The sequence below is a fragment of the Mesorhizobium sp. LNHC252B00 genome, assembly GCF_000502955.1.
GTDB lineage: Bacteria > Pseudomonadota > Alphaproteobacteria > Rhizobiales > Rhizobiaceae > Mesorhizobium.
On sequence record NZ_AYWO01000001.1, the window covers coordinates 120,456 to 137,125 of the forward strand.

Below are 16,670 nucleotides of genomic sequence, written 5' to 3' on the forward strand. Positions count from 1 at the left end.
GGTCACGTCGTTCGAATAGCCCCAGGCTTTCCTCAAGCCCGATCACACGCCGCTACAAGGTCGCCGTCGGTCGACCGCTTTTCCGCTTGGCCGAAAAGCACCGACGGATAAGGCGACAATTACGAAATTGGCGACGCTGGAAGGGCCATCCGGGTGTCTCTCCAGCGAGACAGACCGTCTTATTTCGATGACTTATGGCTCGGATTTCGAACGCATACCTTCTGCCAAGAAGGAGAACCTACATGATCCAATCCGCTGATCTCAAGCGCGGGGCTTCCACATCCGAGCCGCTTGCCCCCGGCCGCGCCTTACGTCTTCAAACATATGGCGGCCCCGAATCCCTGACAGTCGATAGCGTATCCGCGCCCGAGCCGGGTCCGGGCGAGGTCTTGGTGTCGGTCAAGGCCACCGCGGTAAACGGCATCGACTGGAAAATCCGTGAAGGCTACCTCCGCGAGCGCTTCAAGCTGACCCTGCCCGCGACACTTGGCATCGAAATGGCCGGCGTCGTGCTTCGGACCGGCCCCAGCGTCACGGGCGTGAAGCCCGGGGATCGGGTTATGGCCGCCCTCGGTGGCGTCGGGGCCTACGCCGACCATCTCGTCATCAACGCCGAGAAGCTCGTCCTGACTCCGTCAGCCCTGTCGGACGTTGAGGCAGCGGCCATTCCCGTCGCGGCGATGACAGCCTGGCATGTCATTCAGGTCGCGGATTTCGACCTCTCCGGACGGCGGGTGCTGATCCATGGCGCAGCCGGCGCCGTGGGCGGCTTTGCCATCCAGTTCGCCAAGGCGGCCGGAGCGACCGTCTTTGCCACGGCCTCGACCAATAGCCTGCCGCATGTCCGGGCCCTCGGCGCGGATGAGGTGATCGACTACCGGCAGCAGAACTTCGAGCTGCTTGCGCGCGACATCTATTTCGTCGTCGACCTCGTCGGCGGTGAGGTCGTGGACCGCTCCTGGGCACTCCTGTCGCCCGACGGCCTTCTCGTAAGCATCGCCGCTATGGACCTCGCATCGCGTACGCCGCCAGGCCGCCGCGGCGTCTTCTTATCGAACAAGCCCGACACCGCGCGCCTGTCCGCGATCGCCCAGCAGATCGCCCTCGGCGCCCTGCGATCGACGATCGCCGACGTGGTGGGTTTCGATGATTTGGCTTCCGCAATCGAGCGCAATCGCACCGGCCACGCACCCGGCAAGATCGTCGCTGACTTCACCCGCTGATCACCAAGTTTTCAACTTTCAAGGAGTTTATCATGACGACGATCTGGAATCCGGTCCGCGTGGGCCAAATGAACCTGCCCCACCGCCTGGCCTTGGCGCCGATGACCCGCAGCCGAGCCGAGTTCAACGGCGTACCGGGCGAGCACGCCGCCGAATACTACGCCCAGCGCGCCTCGCTGGGCCTGCTGATAACCGAAGGTGTGCAACCCTCGGCCGATGGCCAGGGCTATTTCGCGACGCCGGGGATCCATGCGCCCGAACATGTCGCCGGCTGGCGCAAGGTCACCGATGCGGTTCACGCAAAAGGCGCGAGGATCTTCCTGCAGCTCATGCATGTCGGCCGCATGTCGCACCCGGACAACACGCCGCATCACCGTCAGCCCGTCGCCCCATCGGCCGTCGCGCCCGGTGAGCAGATGTTCACCGCGAGCGGCATGCAGCCCATCCCCGAGCCGCGCGCGCTGACGACCGAGGAAGTCGCCGCCACGGTGCAGGATTTCCGGCGGGCCGCGCGGCTGGCTATCGATGCCGGCGCCGACGGCGTCGAGATACACGGCGCCAACGGCTATATCGTCCACCAGTTCTTTGCGCCGAACGCCAATCACCGGACCGACGCCTATGGCGGGCCGATCGCTAACCGCATTCGGTTCGCCGTCGAAGTGGCGCAGGCTGTCGCCGATGAGATCGGCGCCGATCGCACCGCTATCCGCCTTTCGCCAGGCCTGCCTTTAGGCGGGCTCGATGAAGGTCCGGAGAGTCCTGCGCTCTATCGCGAACTGGTCGCCGCGCTGGCACCTCTGAAGCTGGCCTATCTCCACCTGATGTATGGCGGGGGCGACGAGCTCCTCGCCGACATCCGCCGTGCCTGGCCCACGATCCTGATGGTGCTGCGGCTTGGGCGCACGCGCGAAGCCCTGGACCAGGACATCGTCTCGGGCCAGGCAGACATGACCTCGATCGGCCGTTGGGCTTTGGCCAATCCCGACTTCGTCGAGCGTCTGCGGTTGGGCGCGCCCGTCAACGAGCCCGATCCATCCACCTTCTATGGCGGTGGCGCGGCCGGCTACACGGACTATCCGCGGCTGGCGGGCTGACGCATCGGCTGCTGTGGTTCATCGGACTGCAGCAGCCACCTACTGGCGGTCGTCGCTTGCGTTATCGGATCATGCTGACCATGCGACATGGGTGATGGCGTTGGCCGACAGTAAGGTAATTGTGGCGGCTTCAGATCCGAATGAACGCTGCCAATTCGTCGGGAGTGCCTTTGGGAAACGCTTCCCCCAGATGGTCGATGAAGGCGGAAACGCGGGCATTCAACAGGCGCCGCGACGGGTAGAGTGTCCACAGGGCCGCATCCGGACCATCTACGTCCCCCCAATGCACCAGCGTGCCGGCGGCCAGATCATGACTCACGAGCGATACCGGCAACCGTGCCGCACCCACGCCCATGACGACCGCATCGCGAACCATGATGAGCGACGACAGGCTGAGCACCGGGGTGAACGCGATCGTCGTCGGTCCCGTGTCCGGTTTGATATTCCACAACGAGACTCCTCTGTCCGAGCTCCGCACGACAGCCGGAGCGGCGTCTCCGTCTTGCGGTCTCGCCACTTGCGGGCTCGCCACGATCACAAGCCGATCACGCATGAAGACCCGTCCCACCAGGCTTTCATCGGAACGCGGATTGACGCGAATGGCCAGGTCATACCCTTCTTCGACCATGTCGACTGCGCGGTCTTCGGTCGTGACTTCGAGGATAACGTCGGGATATTTGAGCGAGAAGCCTGCCGCCAGCTTACCCATCGCAAGTTGAGAGAAGAGCAACGGTGCACTGATCCGCAAATTTCCACGCGGTTCCCGGTCTCCCGACGCAATCGCTGCGGCCGTCTCCTCCACTTCCGTCAGCAAGCGACTGGTTCGCTCATGCAGGTCCTTTCCCTCCTGCGTGAGCTTCAGGGCACGCGCTCCGCGCTCGAACAGGCGTAGGCCCAGGCTATTCTCCAGTTCTGCGGCGCGCCGCGAGAGCGTCGCCTTGGGGCGCCCTGTGGCGCGCGCGGCTCGCCCGAATCCACCATGACGTGCAACCAGATTGAAGTCGGCTAGGGCGAGCAGGTCCATGTGTTCCACCAGTGAGACGGGGTGTCTACAAATGGCAGCTTCCGGTGCGTTTGTGGACTCCTAAATAAGCGCTAGCGATTTGATAAAAGCAGGAGTGACCACATGACCATTCTCGTTACCGGTGCAACCGGAACCGTCGGCCGCAATGTCGTCGAGCAACTCGTCAAGCGCGGCGCTAATGTGCGCGCGCTCGTCCGCGATCCCTCGAAGGCCAATTTGCCAGCCGCCGTTGCCCTCGCCGAAGGCGACCTGCTTGACATCGATGCGCTGCGCACGGCCTTCTCGGGCGTTTCCACCCTGTTCTTGCTCAACGCCGTGGTGCCCGACGAGTTTACCCAGGCGCTGATCGCCCTCAATCTGGCCCGTGAGGCCGGGATCGAGCGGATCGTCTATCTGTCCGTGCTTCACAGCGACATCTACGTGAACGTGCCGCATTTCGCCGGTAAGTTCAGTGTCGAACGCATGCTGGAGCAGCTGGGCTTCAACGCCACCATCCTGCGGCCGGCATACTTCATCAACAACGATTATTCGGTGAAGGACGTGGTGCTCGGTCACGGTGTCTATCCTACGCCGATCGGCGACAAAGGCATCGCCTTGGTCGACGCGCGCGATCTCGGCGAGATCGCAGCCATCGAGCTCGTTCGCCGTGCGCAGGCAAGTGAGCCGCTTCCCCTCGAGCGGATCAATGTCGTTGGTCCCGACACGCTGACCGGCACCGATATCGCCGCCATCTGGTCGGAAGCTCTCGGGCGGACGATCCACTACGGCGGCAATGACACCGCTGCGTTCGAGCAAAACCTCCGAAATTACGCACCGAGCTGGATGGCGCTCGACATGCGTCTCATGGCCGAGCTCTTCCTTGTGGTTGGCATGGTCCCTGAGGCAGGAGATGTTGATCGCCTGACAGGCATGCTGGGTCGCCCGCTACGCTCCTATCGCGACTTCGCAGCCGAGATCGCAGCGTCGGCCTGATGAGTGCGCGCCGCGGCGGGCGGCGAACCGTCGCTCCCCATCGCTCTGCCGCCAGCATGCGGCCCTCGCGCCGGTTACGATACGGCGCGCCATTCGCGGATTGAACGACACCGCACCAAGCGATCGCAGCTCGGCTTCCGACCGGATTACGGCAAGCGTCGCCGGCGACGTGCCTGGCGTCAGCCGCGCGATACGGACAGCCCCGAGAGAAGCGGAGCGTGGGCGGCGAGCCTGCGGGATACGAACTCAGTGAAGAGCCGCACGCGCTTCGTCTTGCGTGTCTCCCCCTGCGTGAGAAGCCAGAGCGTCCCATGCATGGGCAGGTCGGTCCCCGGCACCCTCACCAGCAGGGGGTCGGCATCTCCGACGAAGCACGGCAGTTTCGTCATCCCGATCCCTTGCCGTACAGCAACGATCTGCGTCTCGGCGTCCGGGCTCCTGAACGGAACTTCCGTGACGTGAACTTCTCCCTCGCGTGCCCAGTCCGGAATTCCATGATTGTCTATGACGATCCACCGGATGGGATCAGGCGCGCCAGCACGCCACGCGGCCAGTCGATCTCGGGACATGTAGACGGCGCTGAACAGCTCCGGCCCCTTCAGGCCATGAAGATTGAGCGGCAGGGTCTTGCGGTTGGCGACAATGCGGATCGCGACGTCGGCGTCTCGGTTGGTCAGATTTGCCACCTCGCCGGTCGACGAGATTTCCATCTCGATGTCCGGATGCAGACGCGCGAAGTCGGCGAGATCCGGCATGAGCAGGCGTGTGGCGAGGAACGGTGGAAGCGTCACCCGCAAAAGCCCGCGCGCGCTCTGGTCGCGACCGAAGACGCGCGTCTCCAGCAAATGCGACGACGCCTCCATCTGGTGCGCGAGATCGAGGACCTCCTCGCCCGCAGCCGTCAGGCGGTAGCCCGAAGGCAGCTTCTCGAACATCTGCGCGCCCAGCCGCTCCTCCAGTTGGGCAATGCGCCGCAGCACGGTCGAGTGATTGACCCCGAGGCGCTCGCCAGCAGCCCGCACCGAGCCTGCGCGCGCGACGGCTAGAAAGTAGCGAACGTCATCCCAGTCGATCATGGTGTAATTCCGCACCGCGCGGTGCGCCTTCCAAAGCCAGTGTCTAACACATCGAACAGCAGTTCGGGCATCCTCATAGCCTATGTCGACGAGTGCGCTCCAATTTCGAACGGCGGACACCGATCGTCGCGGCTGGCGTCAGTCGTCCAGCCGGATCGATTTCGCACCACCGATGTGCGCGCTTCCGCACTCAACAACTGACGCCGGCAGACCCATTTCGAGGTCCTCGGAGGCAGATGCTGTCCCGACACCACGAAAGGAGAAGTCATGGGAAAGCTTGAGGATAAGGTTGCAGTCATCACGGGCGGCGCTACCGGCATCGGACTCGCCGCAGCGAAGCGCTTCATCGAAGAGGGCGCCTTTGTCTTCATCTTCGGCCGCCGGCAGGAAGCGCTCGACGCCGCTGTGGCGGACCTTGGGCCCAATGCCCACGCGGTGAAGGGCTCGGTCTCCGATGAGGCCGACCTCGACCGGCTCTACGCGGCGGTCAAGGCCGAGCGCGGATCGCTCGACATCGTCTTCGCCAATGCCGGGGCGGGAAGCCCGCTTGCGCTCGGCAAGATCACCGCCGAGCACATTGACGAAACCTTCGACACCAATGTGAAGGGTACGATCTTCACGGTCCAGAAAGCATTGTCGCTGATGGGCCCGGGCGGTTCGATCATCCTGACAGGATCGAGCGCCGGCACGACGGGCGCCCCGGCATTCAGCGCCTACAGCGCGAGCAAGGCGGCAGTGCGCAACCTCGCGCGGACCTGGGCGGAGGACCTGAAGGGCACCGGCATCCGGGTAAACGTGCTGTCGCCCGGGGCGACGGCAACCGAACTCGCCAAGGAAGCGCTAGGCGAGGACGGCCAGAAGGTCTTCGCCTCGATGACTCCGCTGCAGCGCATGGCCGATCCGGCGGAGATCGGAGCGGTGGCCGCCTTTCTCGCGTCACCGGACAGCAGCTTCATGACCGCCAGCGAAGTCGCCGTCGACGGCGGCCTGGCGCAACTGTGACGCACTGCGCCCGTCCGGCGCTCCATTCGCTCGTTCGGAGCGCCGCACGGCGTGATAAACCCAAGGAGGACAAATATGAGCTACGCAATTATCGGTTTCGGCAATATCGGCCAGGCTTTGGCCAGGGCGTTTGCCCGTAAAAACATAGACGTGACCGTCGCGAGCCGCCGGCCGCCAGAGGCGTTGGTGCCGCAGGTTCGGGCGATTGGACCCACGGTCGTCGCCAAGTCGCTGCAGGAAGCACTCGAGGCCGACACAATCATCTTGGCGGTCCCGTTCGGGGAGCATCGCGAGGTTGCGAAAGCCCTGCCGAACTGGAAAGGCAAGACGGTCATCGACGCAATGAACGCGTTTCCTGTCCCTGAAGAGCTGGACGGCCTCCCGTCCTCCGCATTCGTCGCGAAGGGGTTCACCGGCGCCAAGCTCGTAAAAGGTTTCAATCACCTCGTTGCGGTCACCCTGGCTGCCGATCCGATCGTCGAGGGCGGGCACCGGGTCGACTTTCTGTCGAGCGACGACGAGGACGCGATCGCTCCCGTAGCGGCCTTGGCCAAACAACTCGGGTTCGCACCCGTCAAGTTGGGAAAGCTCAACGAGGGTGGCGCGCTGGTACACGCACGCGGCCGCACTTGGGGCCAGCTCATCTTCCAGGATTTGTTCAAGAAGGAGCAGTAGTCGATCTAAGACCGTGTGACTTGGCACCGAGCGATACGATCCGAAAACGTCGGCCATCTACGCCTCAACGACATTGACGTGAAGACGCCGCCTGAAGCGGTCTGGAAGCTGCTCGTCGAAGCCGAGAATTGGTCGAGCTACTTTGCCTCCGAGGATCAGGTCAAGATTCTGACGGGGGGAGCCGGAACTGGCGCTCGGAACGCGATACAGCGTGTGACGGTTGGATTTCCGATGAGTCTGGTCGTGACGGAATGCGAGCCCCTTCGCAGGCTCGCATGGGCGACGACAGTTGATGGTGACGAGACCGGCTCAAGCGCATACCATGGCTGGGTCATCACGCCTACGGACCATGGCTGCCATATGCTGACCGAGGAAACGCAGCAGGGCCCCTCCTTCCTCGATGAGCTTTGGCGCAAACATCCCGGCGACACTCTACCGGTATCACCAAGACTGGGTCGAAAGCCTCGCCCACGCAGCGGAGGCGGAAGCAGCGAAGACGACAGTGGATTGATTGCGCTTCCTATTTAATTTTGGAGATGAATGAGATGAATATCGAACTCAAAGGCCGCAAGGCCATTGTTACCGGATCCACCGCCGGTATCGGCCGCGCGACGGCGGAGGGGTTGGCGCGTGCCGGTGCATCGGTCGTCGTCAACGGCCGTGGAAACGCTCGGGTCGATGAGGCGGTGCGGCAGATGCGGCAGGCCTTCCCCGGCAGCGACATCTCGGGTATCGCCGCTGATCTTGCGACAGCGGAGGGGGCAAAGGCCTTGATCGCGCATGCGCCGGACGCCGATATCCTTGTGAACAACGTCGGTACAGCACATATCCGGGGCTACAACGGCGTCGAGGATATCGCAAATATCCCCGATGAGGATTGGCTTGACCTCTTTCAGTTGAACGTAATGAGTGGCGTGCGCGCGAGCCGTCATTACCTGCCGCGGATGGTGGCGAAAGGCTGGGGCCGCGTCGTGTTCATAAGTAGCGAATCCGCAGTCAACATCCCTAAGGAAATGCTCGACTATGGCATGACCAAGACCGCTCAACTCGCGGTCTCACGCGGACTTGCCGAGGCGGTCGCGGGCACGGGCGTCACCGTCAACGCCGTCCTGCCGGGACCTACCCGCTCTGAGATCCTGGGCAACTTCATGGCGAAACAGGCTGACGCAAATGGAATCACGCAGCACGAAGCCGAGCAGGGTTTCCTGCAGGCGATGCGTCCGACGAGCCTCATCCACCGCTTCGCGACCACCGATGAGGTGGCCAACATGGTCATCTACACATGCTCGGAGCAGGCTTCGGCGACCACCGGCGCGGCTTTGCGGGTGGATGGTGGCGTGGTCCGCTTCGTCGCGTAGCAGGACGATTGTTCCGTTCGCCAACTCGGGTCCGCTGTCAGCCAAGCTGCTGAAGCATGGCATGCTGAAGTCTACAGGGATCTGCCGCACGGCATGTGCATGATCCACGTATTGCGGGAGCACTCTGAAACTATGCGAAGCACGAGAACGTATTCAGCTACGGCGCCGTCCCCGCTGTGCTCGGCGGCCATGCGCTCGTCTCGTGCAGCGGCGATAGTGAATGATATAAATCGCAACTCATTGTTTTTTCTGCAAAAAACTACGCCGGCACTCCGGAGTACGCTGACCCCTTACTCCCACTCAATTGTCTCCAACCCAGCTAGGCCATTGATCTAACTGGGTTTTTTCTTGCTTGCGGCACAGAAAACCGACTTACGGGCCGTCAAAAAGTTACGCTTTTGATTTTAAAGGGAAAATCGCCGAAAAAAATATTTTGAGGTTTCACCAACTATCGAGACCAATCGGGTGATTTATGCCCTTCGCGACGTCTGGCGACGCGCCCGAATCTGCCTCTAAAAGTACCGTCATCAAACGATATCTCGCTTAGAGAACAAATGCCATTGGAGTTTCGGCACTGGCTGCATTGATGGTGCGCATGGCTCTGCGTGGTTGCACGTAGAGTTCTATTCGAAATCTTGAAATGCTTATCCGTCGACCCAGGGACCGCCTGCCGCCCAACGCGCATTGAAAGGCGCAGCCTCCGCCGCTGCGATCGCGGGCGGCATGACAAGCTCGGCGATACGCGCCTGGATTTCCGAAAGTGGTTCGTGTGCGAGGGCGACCTCGGTCCGCCTCAGAAACGCCGCCCACTGGACTTGCTTTGCCTCGGCGAAGCCCGCCGTTAGCGCCGATGGCGTCTCGGTGGGAAGCGGCGTTTCACGGCGCTCGAAGGTCGTCTGGATCGCCCGCGCCAGAACCTCTCCTTCAAAGGCGAAGGCGCCCGCGATGGCCCAGAGGTCGAAAAAATCCTTCATTCGCGAATTGAGCATGTCGAGCGCCACCATGGCCTGGAACTTCTCCGCCACAACAGTTTCAGGTGGATAGGCTCTAAGGTGCGGCGTCGGTTGCCCCAAAAGCGAGGGATATTCGATGTCGACCGGGTCCGGTGTGATCGCATCGCCATATCCGATGTCAACATGCATGGGCAGGCGCGCGCCAGCGAGTTCGGCAACGAAGTCCAACCGCACGCCAGCATATTCGTCTTCCTCGCGTGCGGCGGCGGCACGAAGCGTCTCGGGCCGGAAGATTACCCCATCATCTTCAACCTGTGTGGCCAGGATTTCCGCAAATACGGCGGCGACGGTATCAGGTGCGTTCTCTCCAAAACCGAGGAGATCAAGGTCGCCAGTGGCACGGTAGGGCACAGGCGCCCACAGGCTGAACAGCATCGCACCCTTGAGGACGAAGCGATCCCGGTACGGCGAAAAACTCAGACGATAGAGCACACGCTCGATGGCATAACGCGTCATGAGCAACTGGGCGTTCTCACGACGTTCGCGAGCACGCTGGGTCAGCCGGTCGCGTACAGAAACGCCGATATTCTTCGGCGCCTTCATGAAACCATGGCCTCGATGTAGGGGCGCATCACGGTCTGGACGCGGTCGATCTCAGCGTAACGCCAAAGCTCGTTCAGCCCTGCCCGCCCCTTTCGCGATCTGATGAGGTCCCGCAGCGCCTCGATCGCAACATCGAGGCCGATTTTGTTGCGGTGCTTGAAGCAGTCGGCGACGGTCTTCGCTGGCGAGGTGATCGGCACAGGCACGCCGTCGATCTGATGAGTCTCTATGCCGGCCGTCAGCGCCTCACCGCTGGCGCGGACGATCTTCAGCGAGACCGAGGGATTGGTCGGCGCCCAGTCCTTTGGCCCGAGCAGCATCCACACAGCCTGCGGCGTCTGGGTCGTGAGGTTGTGGAATTGCAGCGCCGACAGCAGGCCGATGACCCCTTTTGGCTGTATACGTGCGGCTTCAGCCAGGCTGGTGGCACTGGCGACCTCAACATTCGCCAGTCTATAGAGACCACGACCGACCTGCTGGAGAATTCCCTCGTCGCGCAGCCTTTGCAGGTAGACGCGCGGCACGCCGGCGGCATCGAAATCGCGACCCCGCGCGATTCCTTGTCGTCGTGCGACCTCCAGGGCGCGATCTCGGTGGGTCTGGGCAATCATAATGCACGTTATAAACCCTCGGTCTTAATTTGCAATATACAAGGATTTATAACAGCGCCGACGTGACAGCTACTGCCACGCCATTTTGCAGAACTTAACGCACACAACTGGACGACGGCTGGCTGGACATCGGCTGTCCGAAGTGGCTTTCAGACTGATGCTGTTTACGCGGCCTGCCATACTTGGTTCAAAATCCGCGCGGCGAGCGCAGCCTTGTCCTGCGGCAAGAAACGACCGTAGTGGTGCGCCACCATGTCGGGTGTGTCCTGAATCGCGTAGCTTGCCTGTTCATATGACCCGGTCTGCTTCAGGATGTGCGTAGCCAGCACGTCGCGAACATTGTGCGGGCCGTGAGGCAGAAGGCCGGCGATCGCGCCGCGCTGCGTATACGGGTTGTAGATGCCATATCGTTGGATAGTCAGGCGCCATGCCTCATAGAATGTGTTTCGATCGTATGCGGCGTCTTTGCTGGTCGCCTTCACCGTTTTGACGAAGAAGGTGCCGGGGTCTTCTTCGCTTCCAAGCAGCACTCGCCGATGGCGATCGACATAGGCATCAATATGCTCGTAGAGACCCCCCAGGTTCGGCAGCAGGAGCCGAAATGGCTTGCTCCCGAAATAGGATGAGTTTGCATTCTTGAATGCGACTGAAGGAATAAGCACCTCCCAGCCCTTTTCGCGTTCGCTCCAGCGGAGTTCGCCTCGCTTCATGTCGGCTAGCTGGCGCTCGGACCGCGGCGGTCTCCCGCGTTCACTGACCATCAGCTGACGCAGATTCTTCTGCCGCAACCCAAGATGCAGCCCGAACCGAAGCATCAGGAACGAGCGGACTGCCTCGGCTGCAGGACGGCGATGAAAGCGCTCATCGGGCATGAGCCGAAGAACCTCTTCAGTAATCTTTCGATACTCACCGACCGGGCTATCGGCCTCCAGCACAGGCATGATTGGTTCAAAAGGATCACGATGCACGCGAGCGACCCGCTGGATCTCCTTCACGCGGGAGGAGGCATGCTTGAAGTAGACATCGCAGGCGTCCTGCCAGTCATCGCGGGCGCGGTCAATGTCGGCCTGTGAAACCAGTCCGGCGATGGGGCAGACTCGCGACGCCAATTGAGGTTGTTGCCTCAGCCAGCCCGTCTCTTTGCGAGTAAGAGCGAGGGAAATTCGCAGCATGTCCACCTCCCATGCAGTGTAGAAACCGCGCCGCCTCTCGCGCCATTGCACGTACCAGTCCCAGACGGAAGGGAAGACGAGCAGGCCGAAGGTCAAATGCTGCGTTGGCACGCCGTAGCCGCGTACTGGTCCGCGCGGATGCGCAGCCAACGCACCAAACATCAAACCGAGATGCTCGACCTTCTGCGATGCCGTCTCNATGCCGTCTCCTCGCCCCAAACACCGTTTCGCTGCAGACCGAACGCAGTGAGTGTCGCGGTCTTGAAGCGGATCAGATCGGCCATTTCCATGGCAAGCGCAGACGGGGCGTCTATGACGCCGGACATCAGGTCGGGGTCGGTGAACGAAGCACGATCATCATGCTGCTCGCTTCGAACTCGATAGCCGTCATTGGCAGCATCTGACTGACCATATGTGATGCCCGGGAAGCGGATGGCGTAACGCTGTTTCAGCGCAGCCGCCTGGAAGCGCCGGTAGTCAGTTGACCCGCTGATAATCACACGACGTACCCATTCCAGGATCTCCTCCTGTTCCTCGGGCGAACGCGTGTTGAAATTATCAGGCAAATGCCACGCAAGCCGACGGCGTTCAGCCGAGCCGATGTCATCGAGAATGTGGCCGGAGGCGGAACGGGTCTGAAACGGGAGTTTCGCTTTAAAATACCCTGCCGCAAGACGATAACGACGCTCGATCCGAGCTAGCACTTCCATGCTCGCCACGCTGCGCGGCGATTTTGATCCCTGCAGCCAATGACGAATCGTGGAGCGGTCGAGACTCTCGTCGTCTCGGACAACAGCTCGATGGAGGTGCCAATAGCTGTCGCCATGACGGCGCATCTGGAAATCCAGCGCCGTCTGAAAGGTCGGTGGATCAAACGCCTCCTCGAAAAGAGGCGCCGGGAACTCCTCGATATCGCGCGGTTTGATGCCGGGCTTCTGCCGGGCCCCTGCCGCCGTGGCTCCTAGCTGGTCGACGTTTCTGTCGCGGCTTGCTGTGGACGCCTTCGAAGGTTCCAACTGTGGACGGCCTCGCTGGGGACGTTCGTTTTTGGCTTTGCGGGTACCGCCGATGGTCATCCGCATCGGCGAAGCGTTCGTGTTTCGAACGATTGCATCCAAAGCTCGCTCGATTGCAACCCTGGCGGCTCGCATCGCGCTGTCGTCGAGGCCGCATTGAAAGCTAATTTCTTGCCAGTCATAGCCCCGGAGTTTTAGAGGCGGAGTTTGAGCGCTGGAGATGAGGTGGAGTAGAAACTCTCTGACGCGCGCGCTTTCTTGGGGAGGGAGTACAGGGTCAAGACGGAGACGGCAGAAATCAGTGGTTTTTCGTGAGATTAGTCTGGTATGCGAATTTTTAGTCATGCGTGTAGGCTATGTGGTTGTCGGGGTCGGCGACGAAGGAGTACGCGCACATACCCGATTCTTGTCGCTTGGGAGGCTCGACGGAATGACGCCTAACAGAAATGTCGCAACCTGTTGAAATGAGCTGGATCGAAACGCCCGCCGGGTCGCGCCCGTGGCGAGAACGCGCCGACCGCAGTGTTGCCGCGCCCGAAGGCTTGCCGCTCAACCAACTCAGCAACGTGGCTGTTACCGAAAAGCTTTCGGCACTCCGAATGGAGAGCTACTTTGAGGAATGGGATTCTCGTGCAGACATCCCCAACGCTTTCAAAACTCTGAAGCGGGCCGGCAAAGGGAAGGCGACGATGAAGAGTGACTAACTGCCGGACTGGCGCGCCCTGTGGAGTGGAGCGGTGTCGCTCGTGCCGGAGCCTCGCCCGCTTTCCCAAGCGTTCGCCGGGACGAAGCGCCTGGTCAAGGTTGGCGCGGTACGTGCCGCGGCGAAGCGGCTCTGACCTTGACGGGCTGGCATCAGTCCGGCTTCTCGACAAGCAGGCAGTTCGCTGACAGGACATAATTTCCCCTGCTGGGTAGAGACTGGACGAGCCTGCCCGGCGGTACTTCGGCTTCGGAATGGGGCGAACCTTACCTGAAGACAAGCGAATACCCGAAACCAGAATCGGTGCTTCTGTGCCGGCCCGTCGGCGTCCTAACCCGGATATCTCACACAGTTGAAGTGCATCGGGGCTCCGAATCAAGGAAAATGCTTCTGCGACAAAGACTTACCTTGAGCAGAGGTATTCCCCGATGCAAACAGAGTGTATACCGGAACGGTTTGATTTTGCACCTGTTGAAAGGCGTGCCGTCGTGGCCGGTTTTGACGGTGGAACGATCACCTCCGANTGACGGACCGGGCGATCGGGCTGGTCGGCCGCTTTGCCCGCTGCTTCGTGGATGCCCGCCGTCCGGCACTGATCGAGCATGAGGTGAAGACGCTGGTCGGTCAGCGCATCTTAGCGCTCGCGCTTGGCTATGAAGATCTGAACGATCATGACGAGTTGCGCCATGATCCGGTGCTGGCGGTGCTGGCCGGCAAGCTCACGGCGCGCCGTCACAAGAAATGCGCGGCCGTGGCCGGCAAGTCGACGCTCAACCGGCTGGAGCTGAGCCGGCCGCAGCCTTCGCGCTATCACAAGATCAGCCACGATCCGGCGGCGATCGAGGCGCTGTTCGTCGATTTGTTCATGGGTGCGCACGCCGCCCCGCCCGAAGAGATCGTGCTGGATCTGGATGCCACGGACGATCCCCTGCACGGCAACCAGGAGGGGCGGTTCTTCCACGGCTACTACGGCAACTACTGCTACCTGCCGCTCTACATCTTCTGCGGCGATCACCTTTTGTGCGCCAAGCTGCGGCCCGCCAACATCGACGCGGCCGCCGGCGCGGTTCAGGAGATCGAGCGCATCGTGCGCCAGCTGCGTGAGCGTTGGCCCCAGGTCCGCATCGTGCTGCGCGCCGATTCCGGCTTCGCCCGCGAGGAGCTGATGGCCTGGTGCGAAACCAACGCCGTCGACTACCTGTTCGGCCTGGCCCGCAATGTTCGGCTGGTCCGCCACATCGCGGCTGAACTGGAGGAGGCCAAGGCAGAGAGTGCCCTCACCAGCCGGCCCGCCCGCCGCTTCAAGGACTTCCTGTGGACCACGCGCAAGAGCTGGAGCGGCCGGCGCCGGGTCGTGGCCAAGGCCGAGTGGACGCAAGGCGAGGCCAACCCGCGCTTTGTCGTCACCTCGCTCGACGCCGAGGCCTGGCCGGCGCAATGCCTCTACGAGGACCTCTACTGCGCCCGCGGCGAGATGGAAAACCGCATCAAGGAATGCCAGCTCGACCTGTTTGCCGACCGCACCTCTGCCGCCACCCTGCGCGCCAACCAGCTCAGGCTCTGGTTCGCCTCGATGGCCTATGTGCTGATCTGCGCGTTGCGCCGCATCGGCCTGGTGGACACACGGCTCGCCAGGGCAAGCTGCGCCACCATCCGTCTCAAGCTGTTCAAGATTGGCGCCCTGGTCAGCGTCTCGGTACGCCGCATCAAGCTGGCCATGAACTCCGCCTGTCCCTTCCAGCGCGAATGGGCCCTGACCTATGCCCGGCTCTCGGCAGCCGCCACGGCCCATCCACCCTTCCCGTCAACAGCAAGGAAACAGCGCCGAACCAACACCAACCGCTCCAAGCGGCCGACATCCCTTGCCCGCAGCTCAAGCGCCGGCAAAATCGCTGCCGCCAGCCTCGCGCCGAAAGACTGTGTGAGATATCCGGGCTAAGCTCCGCGGCCACCGCGCTGGCTGCTGTTTCCGCACCCGCCTTCAGCCGCGACGACGCCTTGGAAAAATGGTCCGTGCCTGAAGGTCGTGAACGAACTGTTCCGGCATCATCTGCGGGGCGATGCGCACCAAATCGCTAAGCGCCGAGCGGATTTGCGGCCACGGGAACTCGGAGCATTCCTCCCAGGCCTCGCCCACGCGCAACACGGCATCGAGCTTGCCTGCCACACCAGCGAGGGTGGTGGCAGGCGTAGTAGAAAACGCTTCCAGCAGGTCCTCCGCCCGCTCGCCAGCCTCGCGCTCGGCTCTGAGCGCGGCGGTGTAACCGGCCTCCTCGGCGGCCGCATCCCAGCGTGCCTGTTGTGCCGCGAGATCAGATGCGGCCTTCTCGCGGAGAGCCGCCATATCCGGCCCTTTGCCGAGCACCTCATTCAGCGCCCCGATCGAGTGGACCATTACGTCCTCACCCTCGGGCAGGCGGACGGTCACACCAGGAAAGCCGATGCTCTCGACAAGCCTCGTCTCCAGGCGCTGCTGGCTGCGGCAAAGCCGCTCGCTCAGCTTGTAGGCTGTCTCCCATTCCCGCCAAAGCGTCAGCGCTGGGTCGGGGAGCGCACTCGTTGCAGCAACGTTGCCGGCAAGCGCACTTTTCTCAAGCACCAAAGCGATGGACGTGATCATCCCTCCCACAAGCACTCGCCTGCGGGTGACGAAAGGCAGAGTCATGCTATTGTCGGAATCAGCCATGATCCGAGCTCCAATCAGCTTGGGTTGTGGTCGGGCTGCTGAGGGGTGGTTGGCACACCAACAGCGGCCGCTTTCAAGCGAAAAATCGTATCAGAGGTACGATATTGAAAAAGCGGCAATGGATCAACAAGAATCGTATCACGGTTACGAAATGAATGCAGTTCAATGCAAGATGGCACGTGTCGCGTTGGGCTGGGGAACTCGAGAGCTAGCCCTGAATGCAAACGTATCTCCCGATACCATCGCGCGGTTGGAAAGAGGCGAACAGCTAAAGAATTCAACCATCGCTGCAATTCGTGCGGTCTTCGAAGCGGCCGGGATCGAATTCATTCCGGAGAACGGTGGCGGCGCTGGTGTTCGACTGGCGCGCCGATCCGAGGACGTCTAGCCTGTCCTTGGCAGCAAAGGGTAAGTTTGACCCAAAGACGACTTACTTCTGCTGAGACATTGACGGTCGCTTTGCGCTGGAGAAAATTTGGAGCATCATTGCTGTCTTTTCCTC

The 16,670-nt window shown here is 62.0% G+C and carries 14 protein-coding genes and 2 pseudogenes; 10 read left to right on the forward strand and 6 right to left on the reverse strand.

Annotated features, from left to right (window positions below):
- Positions 1-242: 242 nt before the first annotated feature.
- Together X744_RS168510 and X744_RS168505 are read left to right on the forward strand one after the other, a co-directional pair.
- Complete coding sequence (locus X744_RS168510; RefSeq protein WP_023756774.1) at positions 243-1,223, forward strand: NADP-dependent oxidoreductase; 981 nt, start codon at positions 243-245, stop codon at positions 1,221-1,223.
- Positions 1,224-1,255: 32 nt separating this feature from the next.
- Entirely contained in the window at positions 1,256-2,317 is a 1,062-nt protein-coding gene (locus X744_RS168505) for an alkene reductase (protein ID WP_023756775.1), read from the forward strand.
- 130 nt (positions 2,318-2,447) lie between these two features.
- Here the strand turns inward: X744_RS168505 and X744_RS168500 are convergent, their stop codons facing one another.
- A complete protein-coding gene (locus X744_RS168500; protein ID WP_023756776.1) occupies positions 2,448-3,341 on the reverse strand; it encodes a LysR substrate-binding domain-containing protein in 894 nt (297 codons plus the stop codon).
- A 102-nt stretch (positions 3,342-3,443) separates the two neighbouring features.
- Here X744_RS168500 and X744_RS168495 point away from each other — a divergent pair, with 102 nt between their 5' ends.
- Entirely contained in the window at positions 3,444-4,313 is an 870-nt protein-coding gene (locus tag X744_RS168495; protein ID WP_023756777.1) for an NmrA/HSCARG family protein, read from the forward strand.
- Positions 4,314-4,492: 179 nt separating this feature from the next.
- Here the strand turns inward: X744_RS168495 and X744_RS168490 are convergent, their stop codons facing one another.
- Positions 4,493-5,389 (reverse strand): LysR family transcriptional regulator, encoded by an 897-nt coding sequence (locus X744_RS168490; RefSeq protein ID WP_023756778.1) that lies wholly within the window; start codon positions 5,387-5,389, stop codon positions 4,493-4,495.
- A 267-nt stretch (positions 5,390-5,656) separates the two neighbouring features.
- On the opposite strand from X744_RS168490, the gene X744_RS168485 reads away from it, so the two are divergent.
- The 4 genes from X744_RS168485 to X744_RS168475 all read left to right on the forward strand — a co-directional run bounded on the left by X744_RS168485 (position 5,657) and on the right by X744_RS168475 (position 8,424).
- Positions 5,657-6,391, forward strand: a complete 735-nt coding sequence (locus tag X744_RS168485; RefSeq protein WP_023756779.1) for an SDR family oxidoreductase — start codon at positions 5,657-5,659, stop codon at positions 6,389-6,391.
- A 75-nt stretch (positions 6,392-6,466) separates the two neighbouring features.
- On the forward strand, positions 6,467-7,066 hold the full coding sequence (locus X744_RS168480) for an NADPH-dependent F420 reductase (RefSeq protein WP_023756780.1): 600 nt from the start codon (positions 6,467-6,469) through the stop codon (positions 7,064-7,066).
- Between the two features lie 78 nt (positions 7,067-7,144).
- Entirely contained in the window at positions 7,145-7,594 is a 450-nt protein-coding gene (locus X744_RS01000000169075) for an SRPBCC domain-containing protein (RefSeq protein ID WP_245266359.1), read from the forward strand.
- A gap of 17 nt (positions 7,595-7,611) precedes the next feature.
- The gene (locus X744_RS168475) at positions 7,612-8,424 is read left to right on the forward strand and encodes an SDR family oxidoreductase (protein ID WP_023756781.1); all 813 of its coding nucleotides are present in this window, start codon (positions 7,612-7,614) and stop codon (positions 8,422-8,424) included.
- Between the two features lie 644 nt (positions 8,425-9,068).
- Here the strand turns inward: X744_RS168475 and X744_RS168470 are convergent.
- The 3 genes and pseudogenes from X744_RS168470 to X744_RS01000000169080 all read right to left on the reverse strand — a co-directional run bounded on the left by X744_RS168470 (position 9,069) and on the right by X744_RS01000000169080 (position 13,124).
- Positions 9,069-9,980 carry a nucleotidyl transferase AbiEii/AbiGii toxin family protein gene (locus X744_RS168470; RefSeq protein WP_023756782.1) on the reverse strand — a complete coding sequence of 304 codons (912 nt, stop codon included), beginning with the start codon at positions 9,978-9,980 and terminating at the stop codon, positions 9,069-9,071.
- Positions 9,977-10,591 carry a type IV toxin-antitoxin system AbiEi family antitoxin domain-containing protein gene (locus tag X744_RS168465; protein WP_031259459.1) on the reverse strand — a complete coding sequence of 205 codons (615 nt, stop codon included), beginning with the start codon at positions 10,589-10,591 and terminating at the stop codon, positions 9,977-9,979. The genes X744_RS168470 and X744_RS168465 overlap by 4 nt, the downstream gene beginning before the upstream one ends.
- Before the next feature lie 164 nt (positions 10,592-10,755).
- Positions 10,756-13,124: pseudogene (locus tag X744_RS01000000169080) on the reverse strand (hypothetical protein).
- Between the two features lie 119 nt (positions 13,125-13,243).
- Between X744_RS01000000169080 and X744_RS0135620 the strand changes: the two are divergent.
- Positions 13,244-13,483 carry a hypothetical protein gene (locus X744_RS0135620; RefSeq protein WP_050589467.1) on the forward strand — a complete coding sequence of 80 codons (240 nt, stop codon included), beginning with the start codon at positions 13,244-13,246 and terminating at the stop codon, positions 13,481-13,483.
- 427 nt (positions 13,484-13,910) lie between these two features.
- A pseudogene (locus tag X744_RS0135625) lies at positions 13,911-15,265 on the forward strand (IS1380 family transposase); the annotation flags it as partial.
- A 198-nt stretch (positions 15,266-15,463) separates the two neighbouring features.
- Here X744_RS0135625 and X744_RS168460 read toward each other — a convergent pair.
- Complete coding sequence (locus X744_RS168460; protein WP_023756784.1) at positions 15,464-16,168, reverse strand: hypothetical protein; 705 nt, start codon at positions 16,166-16,168, stop codon at positions 15,464-15,466.
- A 151-nt stretch (positions 16,169-16,319) separates the two neighbouring features.
- Here X744_RS168460 and X744_RS168455 point away from each other — a divergent pair, with 151 nt between their 5' ends.
- Positions 16,320-16,556, forward strand: a complete 237-nt coding sequence (locus X744_RS168455; RefSeq protein ID WP_023756785.1) for a helix-turn-helix transcriptional regulator — start codon at positions 16,320-16,322, stop codon at positions 16,554-16,556.
- Positions 16,557-16,670: the final 114 nt, after the last annotated feature.

Bases quoted from the DNA above. Each gene is read 5' to 3' on its own strand.
- X744_RS168510 (WP_023756774.1), top strand. From the start codon at position 243: ATGATCCAATCCGCTGATCTCAAGCGCGGGGCTTCCACATCCGAGCCG.
- X744_RS168505 (WP_023756775.1), top strand. From the start codon at position 1,256: ATGACGACGATCTGGAATCCGGTCCGCGTGGGCCAAATGAACCTGCCC.
- X744_RS168500 (WP_023756776.1), bottom strand. From the start codon at position 3,341: ATGGACCTGCTCGCCCTAGCCGACTTCAATCTGGTTGCACGTCATGGT.
- X744_RS168495 (WP_023756777.1), top strand. From the start codon at position 3,444: ATGACCATTCTCGTTACCGGTGCAACCGGAACCGTCGGCCGCAATGTC.
- X744_RS168490 (WP_023756778.1), bottom strand. From the start codon at position 5,389: ATGATCGACTGGGATGACGTTCGCTACTTTCTAGCCGTCGCGCGCGCA.
- X744_RS168485 (WP_023756779.1), top strand. From the start codon at position 5,657: ATGGGAAAGCTTGAGGATAAGGTTGCAGTCATCACGGGCGGCGCTACC.
- X744_RS168480 (WP_023756780.1), top strand. From the start codon at position 6,467: ATGAGCTACGCAATTATCGGTTTCGGCAATATCGGCCAGGCTTTGGCC.
- X744_RS168475 (WP_023756781.1), top strand. From the start codon at position 7,612: ATGAATATCGAACTCAAAGGCCGCAAGGCCATTGTTACCGGATCCACC.
- X744_RS168470 (WP_023756782.1), bottom strand. From the start codon at position 9,980: ATGAAGGCGCCGAAGAATATCGGCGTTTCTGTACGCGACCGGCTGACC.
- X744_RS168465 (WP_031259459.1), bottom strand. From the start codon at position 10,591: ATGATTGCCCAGACCCACCGAGATCGCGCCCTGGAGGTCGCACGACGA.
- X744_RS0135620 (WP_050589467.1), top strand. From the start codon at position 13,244: ATGAGCTGGATCGAAACGCCCGCCGGGTCGCGCCCGTGGCGAGAACGC.
- X744_RS168460 (WP_023756784.1), bottom strand. From the start codon at position 16,168: ATGGCTGATTCCGACAATAGCATGACTCTGCCTTTCGTCACCCGCAGG.
- X744_RS168455 (WP_023756785.1), top strand. From the start codon at position 16,320: ATGAATGCAGTTCAATGCAAGATGGCACGTGTCGCGTTGGGCTGGGGA.